Annotated in this window: 21 protein-coding genes; 8 read left to right on the forward strand and 13 right to left on the reverse strand. The window is 69.6% G+C overall.

The window, feature by feature from the left end:
• Window positions 1–77: 77 nt before the first annotated feature.
• On the forward strand, window positions 78–1328 hold the full coding sequence (locus tag FNV62_RS21245; protein ID WP_097284898.1) for a PTS transporter subunit EIIC: 1251 nt from the start codon (window positions 78–80) through the stop codon (window positions 1326–1328).
• Window positions 1329–1421: 93 nt separating this feature from the next.
• Here FNV62_RS21245 and FNV62_RS21250 read toward each other — a convergent pair whose 3' ends face one another.
• Window positions 1422–2120 carry an SDR family NAD(P)-dependent oxidoreductase gene (locus FNV62_RS21250; RefSeq protein WP_143655098.1) on the reverse strand — a complete coding sequence of 233 codons (699 nt, stop codon included), beginning with the start codon at window positions 2118–2120 and terminating at the stop codon, window positions 1422–1424.
• 293 nt (window positions 2121–2413) lie between these two features.
• Between FNV62_RS21250 and FNV62_RS21255 the strand changes: the two genes are divergently transcribed.
• From FNV62_RS21255 to FNV62_RS21265, 3 genes are all read left to right on the forward strand, one after another.
• A complete protein-coding gene (locus tag FNV62_RS21255; protein ID WP_060900559.1) occupies window positions 2414–2860 on the forward strand; it encodes an Rrf2 family transcriptional regulator in 447 nt (148 codons plus the stop codon).
• A gap of 244 nt (window positions 2861–3104) precedes the next feature.
• The gene (locus tag FNV62_RS21260; protein ID WP_144315529.1) at window positions 3105–3521 is read left to right on the forward strand and encodes a nuclear transport factor 2 family protein; all 417 of its coding nucleotides are present in this window, start codon (window positions 3105–3107) and stop codon (window positions 3519–3521) included.
• A 199-nt stretch (window positions 3522–3720) separates the two neighbouring features.
• Window positions 3721–4785, forward strand: coding sequence for an MBL fold metallo-hydrolase (locus tag FNV62_RS21265; RefSeq protein ID WP_143601791.1), 1065 nt, complete (start codon window positions 3721–3723; stop codon window positions 4783–4785).
• Between the two features lie 61 nt (window positions 4786–4846).
• Here FNV62_RS21265 and FNV62_RS21270 read toward each other — a convergent pair whose 3' ends face one another.
• Window positions 4847–5599, reverse strand: a complete 753-nt coding sequence (locus FNV62_RS21270; RefSeq protein ID WP_097284902.1) for an MBL fold metallo-hydrolase — start codon at window positions 5597–5599, stop codon at window positions 4847–4849.
• A gap of 260 nt (window positions 5600–5859) precedes the next feature.
• Here FNV62_RS21270 and FNV62_RS21275 point away from each other — a divergent pair, with 260 nt between their 5' ends.
• Window positions 5860–6354, forward strand: a complete 495-nt coding sequence (locus FNV62_RS21275; protein ID WP_144315530.1) for a type II toxin-antitoxin system PemK/MazF family toxin — start codon at window positions 5860–5862, stop codon at window positions 6352–6354.
• A 300-nt stretch (window positions 6355–6654) separates the two neighbouring features.
• Here FNV62_RS21275 and FNV62_RS21280 read toward each other — a convergent pair whose 3' ends face one another.
• The 7 genes from FNV62_RS21280 to clpS all read right to left on the reverse strand — a co-directional run bounded on the left by FNV62_RS21280 (window position 6655) and on the right by clpS (window position 11616).
• Window positions 6655–7605 carry a PLP-dependent cysteine synthase family protein gene (locus FNV62_RS21280; RefSeq protein WP_054229697.1) on the reverse strand — a complete coding sequence of 317 codons (951 nt, stop codon included), beginning with the start codon at window positions 7603–7605 and terminating at the stop codon, window positions 6655–6657.
• Window positions 7606–7622: 17 nt separating this feature from the next.
• The gene (locus tag FNV62_RS21285; RefSeq protein WP_054229696.1) at window positions 7623–7901 is read right to left on the reverse strand and encodes a MoaD/ThiS family protein; all 279 of its coding nucleotides are present in this window, start codon (window positions 7899–7901) and stop codon (window positions 7623–7625) included.
• A gap of 122 nt (window positions 7902–8023) precedes the next feature.
• Window positions 8024–8125 (reverse strand): putative leader peptide, encoded by a 102-nt coding sequence (locus FNV62_RS57595; protein WP_312638615.1) that lies wholly within the window; start codon window positions 8123–8125, stop codon window positions 8024–8026.
• Between the two features lie 158 nt (window positions 8126–8283).
• Window positions 8284–8706 (reverse strand): Mov34/MPN/PAD-1 family protein, encoded by a 423-nt coding sequence (locus FNV62_RS21290; protein WP_054229695.1) that lies wholly within the window; start codon window positions 8704–8706, stop codon window positions 8284–8286.
• A gap of 76 nt (window positions 8707–8782) precedes the next feature.
• Entirely contained in the window at window positions 8783–10243 is a 1461-nt protein-coding gene (locus FNV62_RS21295; protein WP_143601793.1) for an amino acid permease, read from the reverse strand.
• Window positions 10244–10594: 351 nt separating this feature from the next.
• A complete protein-coding gene (locus FNV62_RS21305; protein WP_054229693.1) occupies window positions 10595–11200 on the reverse strand; it encodes a DUF2017 domain-containing protein in 606 nt (201 codons plus the stop codon).
• 98 nt (window positions 11201–11298) lie between these two features.
• Entirely contained in the window at window positions 11299–11616 is a 318-nt protein-coding gene (clpS, locus tag FNV62_RS21310; protein ID WP_054229692.1) for an ATP-dependent Clp protease adapter ClpS, read from the reverse strand.
• 119 nt (window positions 11617–11735) lie between these two features.
• Here clpS and FNV62_RS21315 point away from each other — a divergent pair, with 119 nt between their 5' ends.
• Window positions 11736–13064 carry a nicotinate phosphoribosyltransferase gene (locus FNV62_RS21315; protein WP_143601794.1) on the forward strand — a complete coding sequence of 443 codons (1329 nt, stop codon included), beginning with the start codon at window positions 11736–11738 and terminating at the stop codon, window positions 13062–13064.
• A gap of 274 nt (window positions 13065–13338) precedes the next feature.
• A complete protein-coding gene (locus FNV62_RS21320) occupies window positions 13339–13923 on the forward strand; it encodes an isochorismatase family protein (protein WP_054229690.1) in 585 nt (194 codons plus the stop codon).
• 70 nt (window positions 13924–13993) lie between these two features.
• On the opposite strand, the gene FNV62_RS21325 is transcribed toward FNV62_RS21320, so the two are convergent.
• Both FNV62_RS21325 and FNV62_RS21330 read right to left on the reverse strand, forming a co-directional pair.
• Window positions 13994–14335 carry a hypothetical protein gene (locus FNV62_RS21325; protein WP_097284907.1) on the reverse strand — a complete coding sequence of 114 codons (342 nt, stop codon included), beginning with the start codon at window positions 14333–14335 and terminating at the stop codon, window positions 13994–13996.
• Window positions 14336–14456: 121 nt separating this feature from the next.
• Complete coding sequence (locus tag FNV62_RS21330) at window positions 14457–16802, reverse strand: immune inhibitor A domain-containing protein (RefSeq protein WP_144315531.1); 2346 nt, start codon at window positions 16800–16802, stop codon at window positions 14457–14459.
• Window positions 16803–17309: 507 nt separating this feature from the next.
• On the opposite strand from FNV62_RS21330, the gene FNV62_RS21335 reads away from it, so the two are divergent.
• Entirely contained in the window at window positions 17310–17648 is a 339-nt protein-coding gene (locus FNV62_RS21335; protein WP_097284909.1) for a hypothetical protein, read from the forward strand.
• Between the two features lie 63 nt (window positions 17649–17711).
• Here the strand turns inward: FNV62_RS21335 and FNV62_RS21340 are convergent, their stop codons facing one another.
• A complete protein-coding gene (locus FNV62_RS21340; RefSeq protein ID WP_054229686.1) occupies window positions 17712–18392 on the reverse strand; it encodes an RDD family protein in 681 nt (226 codons plus the stop codon).
• Window positions 18393–18514: 122 nt separating this feature from the next.
• Entirely contained in the window at window positions 18515–20113 is a 1599-nt protein-coding gene (locus FNV62_RS21345) for an RDD family protein (RefSeq protein WP_144315532.1), read from the reverse strand.
• Between the last annotated feature and the right edge of the window lie 8 nt (window positions 20114–20121).

The following is a 20121-nucleotide window of genomic DNA, read 5'->3' on the forward strand; positions in this document are numbered from 1 at the left end:
GTGTAGACCACGCGGATGCTGCCCGCCCCATTCTTTGCCCTTCCCGTCCCCCGGCAGCACCGGCACATGGAGGAACTATGAGCACCGCCAGCGCAACGGCGGCACCCGCGAAGAAGCGGGGATCCGGTCTGTTCCAGGGCCTGCAGAAGGTCGGCCGCAGCTTGCAGCTCCCGATCGCCGTGCTGCCGGCAGCGGGCATCCTGCTCCGCCTCGGACAGGCCGACGTGTTCGGCAAGGACGGCCTCGGCTGGAACAAGGTCGCGGCCGTGTTCATGACCGCCGGCGACGCCGTGTTCAGCAACCTGCCGCTGCTGTTCTGCGTCGGCATCGCCATCGGCTTCGCCAAGAAGGCCGACGGCTCCACGGCGCTGGCGGCGCTGGTCGGCTTCCTGGTCTACAAGAACGTACTCACCGCGTTCCCGATCACCGACGCCAAGGTCACCAAGGGCGCGGACGTCGCCGCAACGTACAACGACCCCAAAGTCCTCGGCGGCATCATCATGGGACTCATAGCCGCCGTCACCTGGCAGCGGTTCCACCGCACCAAGCTTCCCGACTGGCTGGGCTTCTTCAACGGCCGCCGCCTGGTCCCGATCCTGATGGCCTTCATCGGCACGGCCGTCGGCGTGTTCTTCGGTCTGGTCTGGGAGCCGATCGGCAACGTCATCACCGACTTCGGCCAGTGGATGACCGGCCTCGGCGCCGTCGGCGCGGGCATCTTCGGCGCGATCAACCGCGCGCTGCTCCCAGTCGGCATGCACCAGTTCGTGAACACCGTGGCCTGGCAGGAGATCGGCTCCTACAAGGACTCCACCGGTGCCGTGTGGCACGGTGACCTGCCGCGTTTCTTCCACGGTGACCCGACCGCCGGCCAGTTCATGACGGGCTTCTTCCCCATCATGATGTTCGCGCTCCCGGCCGCCGCCCTGGCGATCACGCACTGCGCGCGTCCCGAGCGACGCAAGGCGGTCGGCGGCATGATGCTGTCGCTCGCGCTGACCTCCTTCGTCACGGGTATCACCGAGCCGATCGAGTTCGCCTTCATGTTCATCGCGCCGGTCCTGTACGTGATCCACGCGGTCCTGACCGCCCTGTCGATGGCCGTCACCTGGGCCCTGGGCGTCCACCACGGCTTCAGCTTCTCGGCCGGTGCCATCGACTACTTCCTGAACTGGAACCTGGCCACCAAGCCCTGGATGATCATCCCGATCGGCCTGGTCTTCGCGGTGGTCTACTACGCGGTCTTCCGCTTCGCCATCATCAAGTGGAATCTCCCCACGCCGGGCCGCGAGCCCGAGGAGGAGCTCGAGGACCTCACGAAGGCGTGAGGCCCGCCACGACGTGACCGAACCACGACGTGACGAAGGCCCCTGCGGCCCAGCGATCGCTGGGCCGCAGGGGCCTTCGTCACGTCGGCACCCTCATCGCATCAGGCTGCCGCCGTCCACGGTCAGGACCTGGCCGGTCAGCGCCTCCGCGGCCTCGGAGGCCAGGAAACCCACGGTTGCCGCGACGTCCTCGGGGACGAGCGGACGGGGCAGTGCCTGGGTCGCCTCGGCCATGGCGAACGCCTCGTCGGGCTGATACGCGGTCGCCGGGGTGCGGGTGAGCCCCGGCGCCACGGACGTCACGGCGATACCGTCCTTGCCCAGCGCGACGGCCAGGGTGCGCCCGAACGCGGTGAGGGCTCCTTTGCTCGTGATGTAGCCGAGCAGGTCGGCGCTGGGTGGCTTCCAGACGGTGTCGGAGGTGATGAGCACGATCCTGCCGAACCCGCGCTCCCTCATACCGGGGGTGAAGGCCTGGGACAACAACAGAGCCGACTCCACGTTGACGGCCTGGATCCGTCGCCAGGTGGCGAGGTCGACGGTGTCGAGTTCCACCAGGTCGCTCGCGGCGGCCGAGTGGACGAGAACATCGACCCGGCCGTACGTCTCGAGCACTTCGGCGGCAGCCCTCCGTACGTCCTGTTCCACACCGAGATCGCACGCGATGTCCCCGGCGCGGTCCAGCACCACGACGCGGTGGCCCAGCCGGGCGAGTTCACGGACGATCGCCCCGCCGATCGCGCCGTCTCCGCCGGTCACCACCGCGACCCGTGAGGTCGAGACATCAGTCATGGTTCATCTCCTCGTTTCGCGACGCCGGTCGGTGGACCGCGGTGGCCGCGAGCGCGGCGCTCCACGCAACAACTTGCTCTGGCAAGCAATTGTGCGCCCACTGTCGACCACACGGCAAGTCACGTAGGTCACAGGCGCCGGGAACCCCCGGCCGCCGGGCGCGGCGGCGACCGGCTCAGGGCCGCCGCCGCTGCGGCATAGTGGGACGTGATACCGCCACACGCCGCAGCACCTCCCGGGTACGGGCCGGTGCGGACGCGCGTGCACCCGCCCTTACACACTTCGGGACCGCAATGCCTACCAGCAGCCGCTTCGTCGTCGCCGTCCACGCCCTGGTCGCCCTCGCGGTCAGCGGCGACAAGCCCCTGCGCTCCGAAGACCTCGCCTACTCGGCCCACACGAGTCCTGTCGTGATCCGGGGCCTGCTCTCCCGGCTGAGCAGCGCGGGCCTCACCAAGTCCCAACTCGGGGCGGGCGGTGGCGCGCTCCTGGCCAAGCCGGCCGAGGAGATGCGACTGCTGGAGGTGTACGAGGCGGTGGAGGACACCCGGCTGTTCACCATGCACCGCACACCGCCGCCGGCCGACTGCGCGGTCGGCAGCAACATCGTGGACGCCCTCCAGCCCGCTCTGACCCGCGCTCGCGAGGCATTCGAGGCGGAGCTGGACCACACCACGATCGCGGAACTCGCCGACGCGGTCGCCCGTCTCGGAAAGTTCACGATGCCGCTCGAATGGTGAGCGCCCGACGGGGTGGCTCGTGGTCCCGCTTTCCGTGGTCCCGCTTCGCCATAAGTGTCGCTGTGTCACTTACACAGTGATAATCTCGGGGCATCCGCCGGGCCGACGGGGTGCCGAAACCGCTCGCCCGAGTCATGAGTGCGCGTGCGACGGTCCCCGACTCCGAGAGCCCTGCGGACCATCACGGTCAATCCCCCAGGCAGCCGCCTCCCCCGGCGGACGCCTTCCACGATCGGAGCGCAAGATGAGCAACACCCCCTCGGCTGTGGACCTGCTGCGGCGCAGCCTCGACGCCTTCCTCGCAAAGGACATGAAGGCCTGGACGGACCTGTGCGCCGACGATGTCGTCGCCGAGTTCCCGTTCGCCCCGGAGGGGGCGCCGGCGCGCATCGAGGGGCGCGAGGCCCTCTTCGACTACCTCCGCGGCTACCCCGACGTCATCGACGTGCGGGAGATCCCGGCGGTGCGCGTCTATCCGACCGACGACGAGAACGTGGCGATCGCGGAGTGGAGCGTGAAGGGCAGCGTGGTGTCCAACGGCAATCCCTACAACATGAGTTACGCGACCTTCGTGACCTTCCGCGACGGTCTCATCGTGAACTACCGGGAGTACTGGAACCCGCAGGTCTTCCTGAACGCGCTCGCCGGCGCGAACTTCTGATCCCACAGCCGTAGTTGCAGGCCCCGGACGCCGCCGGCCGGCACGGATCGACAGCAGCCGGCAGAAGTCGGCCCGCGGCGTCCACGAGGCAGTCAGATTCCTTGCCCAAGCAATCAAATGATTCTATGGTTGCTCCGTCAAGCAAGTCACAGGCCTTGCGGAGACACGTCATAGGCCTTGCAGAGAAGAGGTCCGGAACATGGATACCCACGCCACCCGCCGAAGCCTCCTGGCACGCGCCGCCGCGCTCGCCGCGGTGCCCGCGATCGGCTCCGTCGTCGCGGACACGGCACTGGGCTCACCGGCCGTCGCCGCCGACACAACCGACCTGCCCGACTACGCCCCGGTTCCCCCGTCGTCGCTCGGCCCGGCGATCAACAGCCAGGGCTACTACGTCGGTCGGATCAAACGGAACCTGTACTGGGTCACCGACGGAACCTACGTCTCGGCCTTCCTGACCACCCGCGACGGCGTGGTGCTCCTCGACGCGCCGCCGTCGCTCGGCCACAACATCCAGCGCGCGATCGACGACGTGACCAAGCCCAGCGGGCTGACCAACAAGGTCACGCACCTGATCTATTCGCACCACCACTCCGACCACGCGGGCGGGTCGGGCATCTTCGGCCGGCGGGTGACCCGGATCGGGCACTCCGAGACCCGCAGACTGCTCATACGGGACAACGACCCCAACAAGCCGGCGCCCGAGGAGACCTTCGACGACCACCGGGTGCTCCACATCGGCGGGGAGCGCATCGAACTCGCGTGGCACGGCGCCAACCACACCCCGGACAACATCTACATCCACCTGCCCGACCACGACACGCTGATGCTCGTGGACATCGCCCTGCCCGGCTGGGTGCCGTTCGCGAACCTCAACATCAACGAGGACATCCCGGGCTCGCTGCTGGCGCCGGCCAAGGCCCTGACGTACCCGTGGACCACCTTCATCGGAGGCCACCTCGGCCGGCTGGGGACGCGGCACGACCTCAAGATCCACCAGGACTACATGGCCGACCTCGACACGGAGATCCGCCGCGCACTCACGACCGTCGACGCGACGCCGTACTTCGTCAAGTACGGCAACAACACCTGGGCCGCGGTGAAGACCTACCTCGACGAGGTGATCGCGGTGGCCTCACGCCCGGTCGTGACCAAGTACACCGGGACCCTCGCCGCCGCCGACGTCTTCACCGAGAGCAACGCCTTCATGCTGATGGAGTCGATACGCCTCGACGGCGGCTTCGGAATGACGGTCCACGACTGACCGCTGCCCGATGCCCGGACAGGTCCTGGGGCCGCCTGTACGGACCGGGTCCCCCCAGGATCTAGATCTCGTACGTCACCCTCGGCACCGCCAGCTCCACCGGACCGTCGAAGACCTCGCGTGCGTCGGCGAGGTTGACCGCGGGGTCCGTCCACGGCGGGATGTGGGTGAGCAGCAGGCGACGGGCGCCGGCGCGGTCGGCGCTCTCGCCCGCTTCGCGGCCGTTGAGGTGCAGGTCGGGGATCTTCTCCTTGCCGTGCGTGAACGCGGCCTCGCAGAGGAACAGGTCGGTGTCCCGGGCGAGTTCGTCCAGCGCGTCGGTGACACCGGTGTCCCCGGAGTACGTCAGCGACTTCCCGTCGTGCTCGATGCGGATGGCGTACGCCTCCACGGGGTGGCGCACCCGCTCCGTGTGCACGGTGAACGGGCCGATCTCGAACGTGGCCGGTTTGACGGTGTGGAAGTCGAAGACCTCGCTCATCGAGGAGGCGGTGGGAGTGTCCGCGTACGCGGTGGTCAGTCGCTGTTCCGTGCCCTCGGGTCCGTAGACGGGGAGCGGGTCGCAGCGGCCGCCGTCGTGGCGGTAGTAGCGCGCGACGAAGTACGCGCACATGTCGATGCAGTGGTCGGCGTGCAGATGGCTGAGGAAGATCGCGTCGAGGTCGTAGAGACCGCAGTGGCGCTGCAGCTCGCCAAGGGCACCATTGCCCATGTCGAGAAGCAGCCTGAAGCCGTCGGCCTCGACGAGGTAGCTCGAGCAGGCCGATTCCGCGGACGGGAACGACCCCGAGCAGCCGACGACGGTGAGCTTCATAGGAGCTGGAACCTCCGCGCTGACAGGAAGTGCAGAGAGTAGATGCGGGGTGCAGGTACTCGGGTGCAGATACGGGAACGGGGGTCGTGCGGTCCGTCGAGCGTAAGGCGCAAAAGGGCGGGTCGCTCCTCCACCAGGGGCTGTTGTGGGCGAACTCACCTGTGGTGTCACCGGTTCGGATGGATGGTCGACCGGAGGTCGGATCCCCGGTTCTCGCGGGCGGCGGGCGGGGCGGAGTGCGCGCCGGTACCTTCTTTGGTATGGACACGTCCTGGTGGCTCGCGCTGGCGGCCGTGGTGCTGCTCGCGCTGGTCGCGACGCTGGTGGACGGCTGGGGGCGCCGTGGGCGCCGTGGGCGCCGAGCGGGCCGCCCGGACCGCGCCGTCGGTCGGACTCGGCCGCCCGGGCGGCCGCCGGCCGGGGTGCGCAAGCGGCCCCGGGTGCCTCGGCCGCGGCCGGCGGAGATCTGGTGGGCGAAGGTTCCGTACGAGGACGGGCCCGGGGAGAAGGACCGGCCGTGTCTGGTGCTGGCCGTGCGGGGCGAACGGGTGACCGTCGCGAAGATCACGAGCAAGTACCACGACGAGCGGGCCGGGGTGATTCCGTTGCCGCCGGGTGCCGTCGGCGATGCCCATGGGCGGGCGAGCTTCCTGGAGACGGATGAGCTGCGCGAGGTGCCCATGTGGGAGTTTCGGCGGCGGGTGGGGGTGGTGGATCCGGTCCTTTGGGACCAGGTCCGCTACTTGGCCGGCTGAGCCCGTCCCTCGCCCCCGCCGCCCCTACCCTCCCCCAAGCTCTCGGCTTCGCTCGAGCAGGGGGGACCCCCATCATCCTCCTGGGGCTCCGCCCCAGACCCCGAGGGGTGGTCTTTCGGCTGCGGGCCGGTGGGGGCTGGTCGCGCAGTTCCCCGCGCCCCTGAGAGCCTCAGCCCGCCCGGCGTTTGAGGACGAGGCCGTTCAGGCCGATCGGGGGTTTGGGGGCGGAGCCCCCAAGTAGGAATGAAACGGGTAGGGGCGGCGGGGGCGAGAACACATCCGCGCCGCCGCCCGTGCGGCCTACGCCCAGAGCTGGCCCTGGAGGGTTTCGATGGCTTCTTCTGTGGTCGCGGCGGTGTAGACGCCCGTCGACAGGTACTTCCAGCCGCCGTCGGCGACGACGAAGACGATGTCGGCGGACTCCCCGGCGGCGAGCGCCTTCTTGCCGACGCCGATCGCGGCGTGCAGCGCGGCCCCGGTGGAGACGCCCGCGAAGATGCCCTCCTGCTGGAGGAGCTCACGGGTGCGGGTGACCGCGTCGGCGGAGCCGACCGAGAAGCGGGAGGTGAGGACCGACGCGTCGTACAGCTCGGGAACGAATCCCTCGTCCAGGTTGCGCAGGCCGTACACGAGGTCGTCGTAGCGCGGCTCCGCGGCGATGATCTTCACGTCCGGCTTGTTCTCCCGGAGGTAGCGGCCGACGCCCATCAGGGTGCCCGTCGTGCCCAGGCCGGCGACGAAGTGCGTGATGGAGGGGAGGTCCGCCAGGATTTCGGGGCCCGTCGTCGCGTAGTGGGCGCCCGCGTTGTCGGGGTTCCCGTACTGGTAGAGCATCACCCAGTCGGGGTGCTCGGCCGACAGTTCCTTCGCGACGCGCACGGCGGTGTTGGAACCGCCGGCCGCGGGGCTGGAGATGATCTCCGCGCCCCACATGGCCAGCAGGTCCCGCCGCTCCTGAGAGGTGTTCTCCGGCATCACGCACACCATGCGGTAGCCCTTGAGCTTCGCCGCCATGGCCAGCGAGATGCCGGTGTTCCCGCTCGTCGGCTCCAGGATCGTGCAGCCCGGCGTCAACCGGCCGTCCTTCTCCGCCTGTTCGACCATGTGCAGGGCCGGGCGGTCCTTGACCGAGCCCGTCGGGTTGCGGTCCTCCAGCTTCGCCCAGATCCGGACGTCGGCGGACGGCGAAAGGCGTGGCAGGCGCACCAGAGGGGTGTTGCCCACCGCGGCGAGCGGGGAGTCGTAGCGCATCAGCGATCAGCAGCCGATCAGACCATGCCGCCGGCCACGGCCGGCAGGATCGTCACGTTGTCGCCGTCGGTGAGCTTGGTGTTGATGCCGTCGAGGAAGCGGACGTCCTCGTCGTTCAGGTACACGTTGACGAAGCGGCGCAGCTGGCCGTCGTCGACGATCCGGGCCTGGATGCCCGCGTGCCGGGTCTCGAGGTCGGCGAAGAGCTCGGCGAGGGTCGCGCCGCCGCCCTCGACGGCCTTCTCGCCGCCGGTGTAGGTGCGGAGGATGGTGGGGATGCGGACCTCGATGGCCATGGTTGCGGGCTCCTGTCGGAAGGAAAAGTCAGGTCGGTGGGCGCGCGGCGGCGCGGGAAGGGCAGCGGGACGCCGGTGGCGGCCCCGCGGAGCCGTGGCTCACGGCCGTACGGCGGCAGGGTTCAGCGCGTACAGATGGCGCTCTGCAGCCTGCACAGGTCGACGTGCAGCCGCGCCACGAGCAGCATGCCCGGCGTCTTGTCGCTCACGTCCTGGGAAACCATGGGCTCATCGTATCGATTCCCGGTCCGGGTCCCGGAGTGTGATCTCAGATGGTGGATGAATTCTGCCCGAAGTCCGGGATCGGGGCAGAGCCGGAGCAGGATCGGAGCGGAGCCGGAGCAAGGGATCGGAGCGACGTCGGGGCGCAGTCGGAGCGGCGTCAGTACGCGTCCACGACCGTGACCTCCTCCTCCGTCACCTCTCCCTCGACGATCCGGTACGAGCGGAACTGGAAGGGACCCGCGTCGTCCGCGTCCGCCGTCGAGACGAGGACGTAGTGCGCGCCGGGCTCGTTGGCGTACGAGATGTCGGTGCGGGAGGGGTATGCCTCGGTCGCCGTGTGGGAGTGGTAGATGATCACCGGCTCCTCGTCGCGGTCGTCCATGTCGCGGTACAGCTTCAGCAGGTCGCCGGAGTCGAACTCGTAGAACGTGGGCGAGCGGGCGGCGTTGAGCATCGGGATGAAGCGCTCGGGGCGGCCCGAGCCCGCCGGGCCCGCGACGACGCCGCACGCCTCGTCGGGGTGGTCCTGGCGCGCGTGGGCGACGATCTGGTCGACGAGGGCCTGGGTGATGGTCAGCATGTCGGTCAGGATAAGCAGAAGGGCCGCTCCGTACCGAGGGGTGGTACGGAGCGGCCCACATGCTGAACCGGGAAGGTCAGCCGACCTTCTCGAACGCCGGTTCGCGGCGCTCGGTGACCTGGGGGTTGCGTGCCTTGAGCACCCACCAGCCGATGGCCAGGGCCGCGGCCCAGCCGGCCATCACGTACAGGCAGACGCGGGAGTCGGCGTCGTAGGCGATGAGGCCCGTGACGAAGAGCAGGAAGACGACCGCGATCCAGCTGCACTTCGCTCCGCCCGGGGCCGGGAAGGAGGAGGCGGGCAGGCGTCCGGCGTCGACCGCGCGGCGGTAGAGGATGTGGCTGACCAGGATCATCAGCCAGGTCCAGATGCCGGCGGCGGTGGCCACGGAGGTGACGTAGCCGAAGGCCTTCTCCGGGACGATGTAGTTCAGGATCACGCCGATGCCCATGAAGAGCATGGAGACGGTGATGCCGATCGCCGGGGTCTTGGTCGAGGAGAGCCTGCTGAAGACCTTGGGGGCCTCGCCGTTGTCCGCCAGGGTGCGCAGCATGCGGCCCGTGGAGTACATGCCGGAGTTGCAGGAGGACAGGGCGGCGGTCAGGACCACGAAGTTGACGATGCCGGCGCCGGCCGGGATGCCGATCTTCGCGAAGGCCTCGACGAAGGGGCTGACGCCCGGGGCGAACTCCGTCCACTTCACGACGCAGAGGATGACCGTGAGCGCGCCGACGTAGAAGAGCGCGATGCGCCACGGGAGGGTGTTGATCGCCTTGGGGAGGGTCTTCTCCGGGTCCTCGGACTCGCCCGCCGTGACGCCGACGAGCTCGACGGCGAGGTAGGCGAACATGACGCCCTGGAGGGTCATCAGGGACGAGCCGATGCCCTTGGGGAAGAAGCCGTCGAACTGCCAGAGGTTGGCGACGGAGGCCGTGTCACCGGCCGAGCTGAAGCCGAAGGTGAGGACGCCGAGGCCGATCACGATCATGCCGATCAGGGCGGTGACCTTGACCATCGAGAACCAGAACTCGATCTCTCCGAAGAGCTTCACCGAGATCAGGTTCGCCACGAAGAGGACGACCAGGAAGACCAGTGCCGTCACCCATTGGGGGATGGACGGGAACCAGTAGTGGACGTAGATCGCGGCGGCGGTGAGTTCCGCCATGCCGGTGACCACCCACATCAGCCAGTACGTCCAGCCGGTGAAGTAGCCGAAGAACGGGCCGAGGAACTCGCGGGAGTACTCCGCGAAGGAGCCCGAGACCGGGCGGTACAGGAGCAGCTCGCCGAGCGCCCGCATGATGAAGAAGATGATCACGCCCGCGAGGGCGTACATGAAGATGAGGCTGGGCCCCGCCTTGGCGATGTTCGCCCCGGCGCCCAGGAAGAGGCCGACGCCGATGGCGCCGCCGATCGCGATCATCTGGACCTGGCGACTGCCGAGCCCGCGCTCGTACCCCTCTTCGGGGGCGTCGCCGCCCACGGCCTCACTGCCGATACGCGGCTCGTCGGTCTTGTCGACCTGCGATGAGGTCATGTGTGGTGCGCCTTTCTCCATGCCGGTCCGAGCCAGTCACTTGGCTTCGGATCGGGTTCCGATCCCCCCGGATGTGATGGAGCTGTGCCTGGCCGGCGGTCGCCGGCTCGGTGGCGCACCCGACCGGACATGGGTGGTGTCCTGTCGGGCGGTCGTGAAGATTTATCACGGCCGCAACATGGGCAGCCTGCGGATGGTGTAAGGCATGCCACAGGGAGAAGCGGACAAAAAGCACTCAGGCGTGCATACCAGGCCAGGACGGTGACGGGATCGTTATCCGGATCTGAGCGTCCTCTGAGCGAACACCGATTGAACCCTGAACCAACCCCTGATCAGGGCATCTCGGCGCGATCAGTGCATCAGCGTCTCGACGAGCGTCTCCTGGAGACCGCCCAGCCACAGGTACGCCATCACCATCGGCTTGCGCGGGTCCTCGTCCGGGAGGCGGTAGAGGAGGTCGGTGTCCTCCTCGTCGACGACGTCGAGCCGGGCCCCGATGGCCAGGCGCAGGTCGTTGAGGGCGCGCAGCCACTGCTCGGACTCCCCGGGGGAGAGCTTGAGGACCGCGCCGCCGTCGCCCGCCGTGGTGAGGGCGTCCAGCGAGCGGATCACCGCGAGGGCGTTCTCGCGCTTGCCGGCGCGCAGGTCGTTCTCGGTGAAGCGGCGGAACTCGGAGGAGTACGCCCGCTGCTCCTCCGCCTGTTCCGGCGAGGACGCCTCGACGTCGGGGCCGCTGTAGGCGTCCGGGAAGAGGCGCTGGAGCACGGGGTCGGAGGGCGGCTCACTGGGGCCCTCCGCGAACAGTTCGGCGAGCGGGTCGTCGGGGGCGTTCTCCGCGGGGCCGGGCCCGATGAGCTCCAGGAGCTGTACGGCGAGGGAGCGGATGATGGAGATCTCGACCTCGTCGAGCGCGACGGCCGCGCCGCCGCCGGGGAGCGGTTCGAAGTGTCCTGGCATGGAGTGAGTTCGCTACTTCCGGTCCTGCTCGCGGTTTACAGGGAGGGCTCGGGCTGCTGCCGGTCCGACGGCCGCCGGTCCGACGACTTCCGGTCCCGCTATTTCCGGTCCTGCTGAAGGGTGGCCCACAGACCGTAGCCGTGCATGGCCTGTACGTCGCGCTCCATCTCCTCGCGCGTGCCGCTGGAGACGACCGCCCGGCCCTTGTGATGGACGTCGAGCATGAGCTTGGTGGCCTTGTCCTTCGTGTAGCCGAAGTACGTCTGGAAGACATACGTCACATAGCTCATGAGGTTGACCGGGTCGTTGTGCACGATGGTGACCCAGGGGACGTCGGGCTCGGGTACGGCGAAGACCTCCTCCGCCGACTCGGTCTTTTCGATCTCTAGGGGTGCGGGAGCGGTCACACGGCCCATGCTGCCACCAGAGAGGGGGGCCCGCACAAACGGACCCCCGGAATACAACGGGATACAACCGGAATACAGCGACCTCCATAAATCGTCAGAGTGACGAGATGGGGGTACCATCCAGGCTTATGAACACAGCGGACCTTGGGCTGCCGGTGGACGTTCCCTCGACGGCGCTCTTCACGGACCAGTACGAGCTGACGATGCTGCAGGCCTCACTCGCCGCGGGGACCGCCGAGCGACGCTCGGTCTTCGAGGTCTTCACGCGGCGGCTGCCGGAGGGGCGGCGCTACGGCGTCGTCGCGGGCACCGGGCGGGTTCTCGACGCCGTCGAGAACTTCCGCTTCGACGCCGACGTCCTCGGCTTCCTGCGCGAGAACGCCATCGTGGACGAGCCGACCCTGGAGTGGCTCGCCTCGTACCGCTTTCACGGGGACATCTGGGGCTATCCCGAGGGCGAGGTGTACTTCCCGGGCTCGCCGATCCTGCGGGTCGAGGGGTCCTTCGCGGAGTGCGTGCTCCTGGAGACCGTGATCCTCTCCATCCTCAACCACGACTCGGCCATCGCGGCCGCCGCCTCCCGGATGGCCTCCGCCGCCGGGGACCGGCCGCTGATCGAGATGGGCGCCCGGCGGACGCACGAGCTGGCCGCGGTGGCGGCGGCGCGGGCCGCGTACGTCGGGGGCTTCACGACCACCTCCGACCTGGCCGCGGGCTTCCGCTACGGCATCCCGACCGTCGGCACCTCCGCACACGCCTTCACCCTCCTGCACGACCGGGAGCGGGATGCCTTCCAGGCCCAGGTGAACTCGCTGGGCCGGGGGACGACGCTGCTCGTGGACACGTACGACGTCGCTGAGGCGGTACGGATGGCGGTCGAGGTCGCCGGGCCGGAACTCGGGGCCGTACGGATCGACTCCGGGGACCTGCTGCTGGTCGCGCACCGGGTGCGGCAGCAGTTGGACGAGCTGGGCGCGAGGGACACGCGCATCATCGTGACCTCGGACCTGGACGAGTACGCGATCGCCTCGCTGGCGGCGGCGCCCGTCGACGCGTACGGCGTCGGTACGCAGTTGGTGACGGGTTCCGGCCATCCCACCTGCTCGATGGTCTACAAGCTGGTCGCCCGCGCCGAGTCGGCGGACCCGAGGGCTCCGCTGGAGCCCGTGGCCAAGAGGTCCACCGGCGGCAAGACCTCGATCGGCGGGCGCAAGTGGGCCGCGCGGCGGCTCGACGAGCGGGGGGTCGCCGAGGCCGAGGTGATCGGCATCGGGGTGGTCCCCGTGGCACTCGCCGACCGACAACTGCTGGTGGAGCTCGTCAAGGGCGGGCAGGTCCTGTCCCGCGAGCCCCTCGACGTCGTGCGCGACCGGCACGCGGCCTCCCTCGCCAACCTGCCGCTGTCGGCGACACAGCTCTCGCGCGGGGAACCGGTCATTCCGACGGAATACATCTGATACGGCCCACGCAATGCGCGCGGGGTGCGCCGGAGCGCGCGCGGGCGGCGCTCCGGCCGGCTCCGGCCACCCTTGGGCAAACACGAATGAACGGGCGGTCAGCGGGAATGCAACGGCAACACGCACACCGCACCGGCCGCCGCAACGGGCCGTAACCGAATGCCCCCTCCCGCGCCGCACGTGAAGTCTCTAGGCTCGGCTCCACAGGCCGGTCCCGCACACCCCCTGCCACATTCACCGACCCCATACTCGACACAGTCGAAGGACACCGACCATGCGCCGCGCCTTGATCGTCGTAGACGTGCAGAACGACTTCTGCGAGGGGGGCAGCCTCGCGGTGGCCGGAGGCGCCGATGTGGCCGCCGCCATCACGGAGCTGATCGGGCAGGCGCCCGCCGGCTACCGGCATGTCGTCGCCACGCGTGACCTCCACATCGCTCCCGGTGGCCACTTCGCCGACAACCCCGACTTCGTCCACTCCTGGCCCGCGCACTGTGTGGCCGGCACGGAGGGGGTCGGCTTCCACCCGAACTTCGCTCCGGCGGTCGCCTCCGGCGCGGTCGACGCCGTCTTCGACAAGGGCGCGTACGCGGCGGCGTACAGCGGTTTCGAGGGCGCCGACGAGAACGGGGTCGCGCTGGGTGACTGGCTGCGCGCCCGCGAGATCGACGAGGTGGACGTGGTCGGCATCGCCACCGACCACTGCGTCCGCGCCACCGCCCTGGACTCCGTCCGCAACGGCTTCCGCACCCAGGTCCTCCTGGACCTCACGGCCGGGGTCTCCGAGGAGACCACGGACCGCGCCCTCGAAGAACTCCGAGAAGCAGGCGTGGACCTGACAGGAAAGCCGGTCGTCTAGCCGTCCTGGCCGAAACCGCTGTCGGGCCGCCCGCCCGGTGCCTACGTCCGTGCCGCCGAGCCGTCGCCGGTCATGCCTGGGGTGCCGGACATCTCAGGAGGGATTTGAACGGGCGCCACAGTTCCTGGGTGAGGTCGGGGCCCTGGACGCCGCCGTCCGGGGTGGTGCGCCATATGAGGCCGTCGGGGTGGTGCAGGACGGCGGTGATCTCGTCGGGGGTGGGCGGGGCCGCGTTCCCGCGGAGGTAGACCGCGCGCAGGCCGAGGTTGCGCAGGCGCGTCAGGGCGCGGGCGCGGTTCTGGGCCACGACCAGAAAGCGCACGGAGCCGGGGCCCGGGCCCGCCGGGCTGGGCAGGTTCAGCGCCACTACCACGCTGCCGTTCGGCAGCTTGCAAAAACCTCCTGCGGCCATGCAGTCACACCCCCGTGCGCACCGGTGTCAATAAGGAATCCACAGGACGCACCTAAACACGATCGGCGGCAACCCGCCAGGGGGTCGCCGCCGATACGCTTCTGACCTGCGCAAATACCGTTTACTTCACCGCTGGGCCCACTTCGAGCGAGATCGTCGACCCGTCACGGGCCTCCTTGGCGATCCTGATCTTGGTGTTGGTGTCAGTGATCTTGACACCCGCGGTCGGGGCCGTCGTGTCGTAGTAGGTGCTGGTGTGGTCGTTGAAGACCGGCACCCCCGGCTTCGACGGGATCTTCGTCGCCACGTCCGCGCTGTGCAGCGTCAGACCGTCCGTGCGGTACAGGCTGAACGGCGAGTCGTACGACTGGATCCGGCTGCGCATCAGCGTTCCGTCGGACCACTTCAGCGCGGTGGAGTGCGAGTCGATCGGCAGGATCAGCCCGGAGCCCGCGTGCGCGCTGACGTTGTTGTCCTTCTGCGAGGTGTCCCACTTCCAGATCAACAGGCCGTTCTGGTAGGGGTAGTGCTCCACCCAGGACGGACGCGTCGTCGAGAAGCCGAAGTTGTACGGACCGGTCTTGAGGGTCTTGTCGTACGAGACGTACTGACGGTTCTCCGCGATGTAGTACTGCGGGTAGTCGTCGGTGAAGGACGCGCCGACGCGGGAGAAGCCGGCGGCGGTCCACGCGGCGTCCGCGGTCTCGGCGTTGTCCGAGAAGAGCGCCGAACCGTCCGCGGTCACGGAGATCTCGTCGGCCGCGAAGCCCTTCAGCGCCACGCCGCCGTCGCTCTGGTAGCGGAACCGCAGGTCGATCTTCTGGCCCGCGTAGGCGTCGAGCGGGAACGACAGCTTCTTGTACGCGTCCACCGTGCCGGTCAGCGCGGGCTTGCCACTGCCGTCGCGCGGGATCGGCTGCCCGTCCACCGTGCCGTCGATCGCGGTCCAGTTGGCGCCGCCGTCGGTGGAGACCTCGGTGTACAGGTAGTCGTAGTCGGCCTCGATGTCGTACCAGCCGTCGAGCGTGAGGGCGGCCGACGACTTGCCGGTGAGGTCGACGGAACGCGTCAGCGTGTTCTTGAGGTCGTTGCCACTGCCGCTCCACCACTGGGTCGAGCCCTGTGCCGGGGCGACGATCTCGGTGGTGACCGCCTTGTCCGGCAGCGAGACCACGAGGGCCTGCTTGTTCTTGGTGTTGTACTCGGCGACACCCAGCTTGTGCTTCGACTTCGTCGCGGCCTTGGCCGTGTCGTAGTTCAGCCAGCCGAGCTGCAGCTTGTCCCAGGCGTTCATGTCGCCGGGCAGGTCACCGATGGCGTTCCTGCCGGTGCCGAGCCAGGAACCGGAGGACATCAGGGTCCAGAAGCCCGTGGAGTTCTCGGCCGAGTTGGTGGTGTCGTACTCGTCCGGCAGACCGAGGTCGTGGCCGTACTCGTGCGCGTAGACGCCGAGTCCGCCGTTCTCCGGCTGGATGGTGTAGTCGCCGACCCAGATGCCGGTGTCGCCGATCGCGGCGCCGCCCAGCTTGTTGCCGGCCGGACCCGTGGCGCCCGCGTCGGTGCCGAACGCGTACCAGCGGTGCGCCCAGATCGCGTCCTCGCCCTGCGCGCCGCCGCCCGCGGACTCGTCCTCACCGGCGTGCACGATCTGGAAGTGGTCGATGTAGCCGTCGGGCTCGTTGAAGTTGCCGTCGCCGTCGTAGTCGTAGCGGTCCCACTGGTCGTACTTGGCCAGGTCCGCCTTGATGTCCGCGTCGGACCTGCCGGCCGCCTTCTGGTCGGCGACCCAGGCGGTGACACCGTCCTGGACCGCGTACCAGGCGCCCGTGGACGCCTTGTTGGAGCCGTAACGGGCCTCGTTGTAGGGGACCTTGACCCAGTCGGTGACCTCGCCGTCGACCGAGTAGCGGCCCGAGGACTGCTTCTCGTAGTACTTCTTCAGCGACTCGGTGTTCTTGCCGGTGCCGAAGTAGAGGTCCTGGAAGTGCGCCTGGTTGTAGTCCGCCTGCCAGGCCGTGCTGTTGTCCTTGGTGCGGTCGGGCGCGGCTATCTGGTTGTGCAGCGGGCCCACGGTGCCGCCGTAGCGGCTGTCGACCTGGTCGCCGAACTCGACCAGGATCGTGAAGATCTTGTCGGTCTTCTCGCGGCCGAGCTCGACGTACTTGTTCTTGCCCTTGAGCTTGACGACCTGCGAACCGTTCCGGTCCTGGACCTTCGCGTCCCCGGATATGACCTGGTTCAGGGCCTCTTCGCGCTGTGCTTCCTGGGTCTTGCTGAGCGGGCCGTCGAGGTCGTGTCCGGCCTCGTTGCCGGCCGGCCGGGGCTCGTGGCGGTTCGCGCTCGCCGAGGCCGCCGCCGACGCGGCATCATCTGCCTGCGCAACGGCGAACGTCGAGAACGTGGCGGTGGCCGCCGCGAGGGCGACACCCACCGCGGCCGCTCTGAACGTCCATGGTCTGCTGGTCACTTGAAGTCCTCCCCTGCGTCCGTTCGCGCGGATGGGGGGATCCCGGGGTGATGGAGGTCCGCGCGCGTATACGCGTGTCAAGTGACGACATTCGACCGGAGTTACCAAAGAAAAGACAGATCTTGACTTGAACCTGGCAACTGCACTATGCGGAGCGGGAGTTCGGTATCCGAACCGTGATCGGCCCCCTCAACGGGCGCGTCCGTCCGTCCACTTGGTGGACGCGATGACTCCGTGCGCCCCCTGTGCTCCGGCACCGTGGGTAAGGTCACGCTTACCGGACGTTCCACTAGGGCATGCAGGCGAATAGAGTCGATTGGCGGAACGTTGGAATGTCAACGGATTGACAAGTCGACACCGTTGTCGTCCCGCGATTCGCAGCCCCACCCTGACCGGCGGCACACTCCCGTTGTCGATCGTCCCGGTCGCCGTCCGGTCCCGTTGTTGTCCGCATCCTCCCCCATCGCGAGAGGCACGGGGGGAGTACCCCCACCCCGAGGAATCGCCATGCCTCGTCCGACCGCCGCACAGCTCGCCTACGGTTCCTGCACCGTGATCTTCTCCACCCTCGCCATGCTGCTGCTGTCTCAGACGAGTTCGGGCCTGGGGATCGCGGTGATCACCCTCTCGGCACTCGCTCTCGGACTGCTCGTCGCCGTAACGGTTCCGCTGCCGAAGCGCGTGCGTTCCGGCTCCTTGGCCGCCGTACCGGCTCCCGCACCGGCCCCCGTTCAGGAACGGGTGCCCGCACAGCGCGAGACCGCGTCCGTCTCTGCGTCCTTGTCGTCCGTGTCGTCCGTGTCGTCGGCGTCCGTCTCCGCCGTACGCGAACCGGCGGGCCCGTGATTCCACGTACCCGCCGCTCTCCCGGTCAGCCGTCTCCTCGTGGAGTGCGGCTGATCGCGTATGTCAGCCCGTGCTGACCACCACCGTCTTGGCCGCCTTGTCGTGCAGGCCCTGCTTGTAGGGCTTGTCGAAGTAGCTCCACCCGCCCGCGATCGCGGTCCAGATGCACGCGCAGCAGAACGCGAACGGGATCCACAGCACCAGCGAGCGCACCAGCGTGGTCTGCACGGAGGGCGTGGCGCCGTTGTCGAGGTTGGCCACCCTCAGGTTGAACAGCTTCTTGCCGAGGGTCTGCCCCGACCTGCTGATCATGATGGTGTCGTAGCCGGTGTAGAGCACCGCGGCGATCACGGACTGCCCGAAGCCCCTGCTGTACTCGATCTTGTCGGCGTTCATGTTGTACTGCATGACCCCGAAGGCCCAGGACAGCAGCCACACCACGATGCCCACCAGGATCATGTCGATGATCCTGGCCACCGTGCGTTTGCCGCTGTCCGCGAGCGGGGGCATGCCGGCCAGCGGGTCGCCGCCGTAGGGGCCGCCGGGGCCGTACGGGTCGCCCCCGCCGTGCGGGGGCGGCTGGTCGCCGTACGGGGAGTCGTACGGGGAGCCCTGGGGCGGTGTGGGCGGTGAAGGGCCGTCGTAGGGGGAGCCGCCGCCACCCTCGGCGGGCGGGGGCTGCTTCTTGAACGGATCCTCGTCCGGTGGCTGACCCGAACCCGGGGGCGGCGGTTCGCTGCTCATGGCCCGAGTCGACCGCGAACCCCGCCGCCGCGCATCCGGCGAGCGGCCGTCCGGGGGACCGGGCTCCCGACCGGCCGCGCCGCCGCGCGGGGAGTCGGGCCACCACGACGGCGTACGGGCGGCTACGCGGCCACGAAGGTGTGGGCCGCCTTGTCGTGCCAGCACTGGCGCCAGGGCCTGTCGAACAGGCACCACAGGACGCCGACGACACCGATGACGAGGACGCCGGGAACCGCGTACACGAGCCAGCGGCGCAAGGCCCGCCCGAAGGACGGCGGTTCGTGGCCCTCGATGTCCCGGACCTCGATGCCGCACACCTTCTTGCCGAGGGTGCGGCCCCACTTGGCGGTGGGCAGCACGTCGTACAGGACGCCGAAGAGGAGCAGGACGGCCAGGACGATCCCGAGGTAGCCCGTGGTCGTGCCGTCGAGCAGCCACACCGTGACGGTCTGGCCGGACCGCTTGGCCGCGTCGACCTTCTCGTTGATGTGGTCGATCGCCTTGGTGCCCAGCGGTACGGCGGCCACGGCGGTGACGGTCGCCAGTACCGCGGTGTCCACGATCCGGGCCAGCAGCCGCCTGCCGAGGCTCGCCGGGCGCGCCTCGGACTGTCTGCGGGCGGCGGCCTGGAACACGTCGTCCACCGGCGGCTTCCACGGCACGACGGGCTGCCCGTCGGCGCCCTGGTCACCCGCGAGCCGGTGCACCTGCTGGGCCCAGGACGGCTGTCCCCCACCCGGGCCACTGGTGAGGGGCGTGGCGGCGGGGCCGGTGGACTGCTGGGGCACAGAGGGCGCGGAGGGGGTGGAGGGGGTGGAGGGTGCGGGGGTGGCCGGCTGCCTCGGGGCGGCGGACTGGGCGGACTGGGCCGCCTCCGCCGCGGCCTGGGCGGCCTGCCCGGCACCGAAGCCTCCCCCGGCCCCGGCGGGGCCGCCCGCCGCGGGCGTGTCCGCCCCCGGTGCGCCGGTGGCCGGAGCCGTGCCCCCGGTCTGCGCCCCCCGTTGCGGCCCCGTGCGCGGGGCGGACGGGCGGAAGATCATGGTGCCCTCGGACGGGGCGGGCTCCGCGGCGCCGTCGGGGTGATCGGTGCCGGCGAACTGCGCGCCGCTCGCCGGGGCCGCGGACGCGCCCTCGGCGCCGGTGGCCCGCGCCGGTCCCGTGGGGCGACGGAACACCACGGTGCCGCCGGACGCGGGAGGTTGCGCGGCGTCGCCCCGGTCCGCGGGCGGGATCGTCGCCGTGCCGTCGGCGCGGGCGGACTCACCGTCCGGCTGGACGACGGCGTCCCCCGGTTCGGCCGCGCGTGCCAGCCGCGGGTCGGCCGTCGGGGGCGCGCCCCAGGACACTCGGCGGTCCTGCTCGCCGCCGAAGCCGGACTGCTGGGAGCGGTCGGCGCCCCACGCGGCCGCGGGCCCGGGCCTGTTGCCGTGCTGCGCCTCGGCCGGGCTCACCCGGCGCGGCTCGGCGGCGGGTCGCGGGTCCTCGTCGAAGAAGTGCGGGCCGGTCTCCTCGGCGGGGGCCGGAGCGGGCGCGGGAACGGAGGCCGCCGGCCGGGTACCGGACGGCGGCGTGAGCGGTACCCCGTCGGAGGGCGCGGGACGGCTCGTACCCGGTACCCAGGAGGCACCGTTCCAGTACCGGACATATCCAGGAATGGAGGGGTCCGGGTAATACCCTTCACGGGGCCGGTCGTCACCGGGGGCCGGGGTTGGGGCGCTCATGTCCGTCG

The sequence above is a fragment of the Streptomyces sp. RLB3-17 genome (genome assembly GCF_007113425.2).
Taxonomy (GTDB): Bacteria; Actinomycetota; Actinomycetes; order Streptomycetales; family Streptomycetaceae; genus Streptomyces; species Streptomyces mirabilis_D.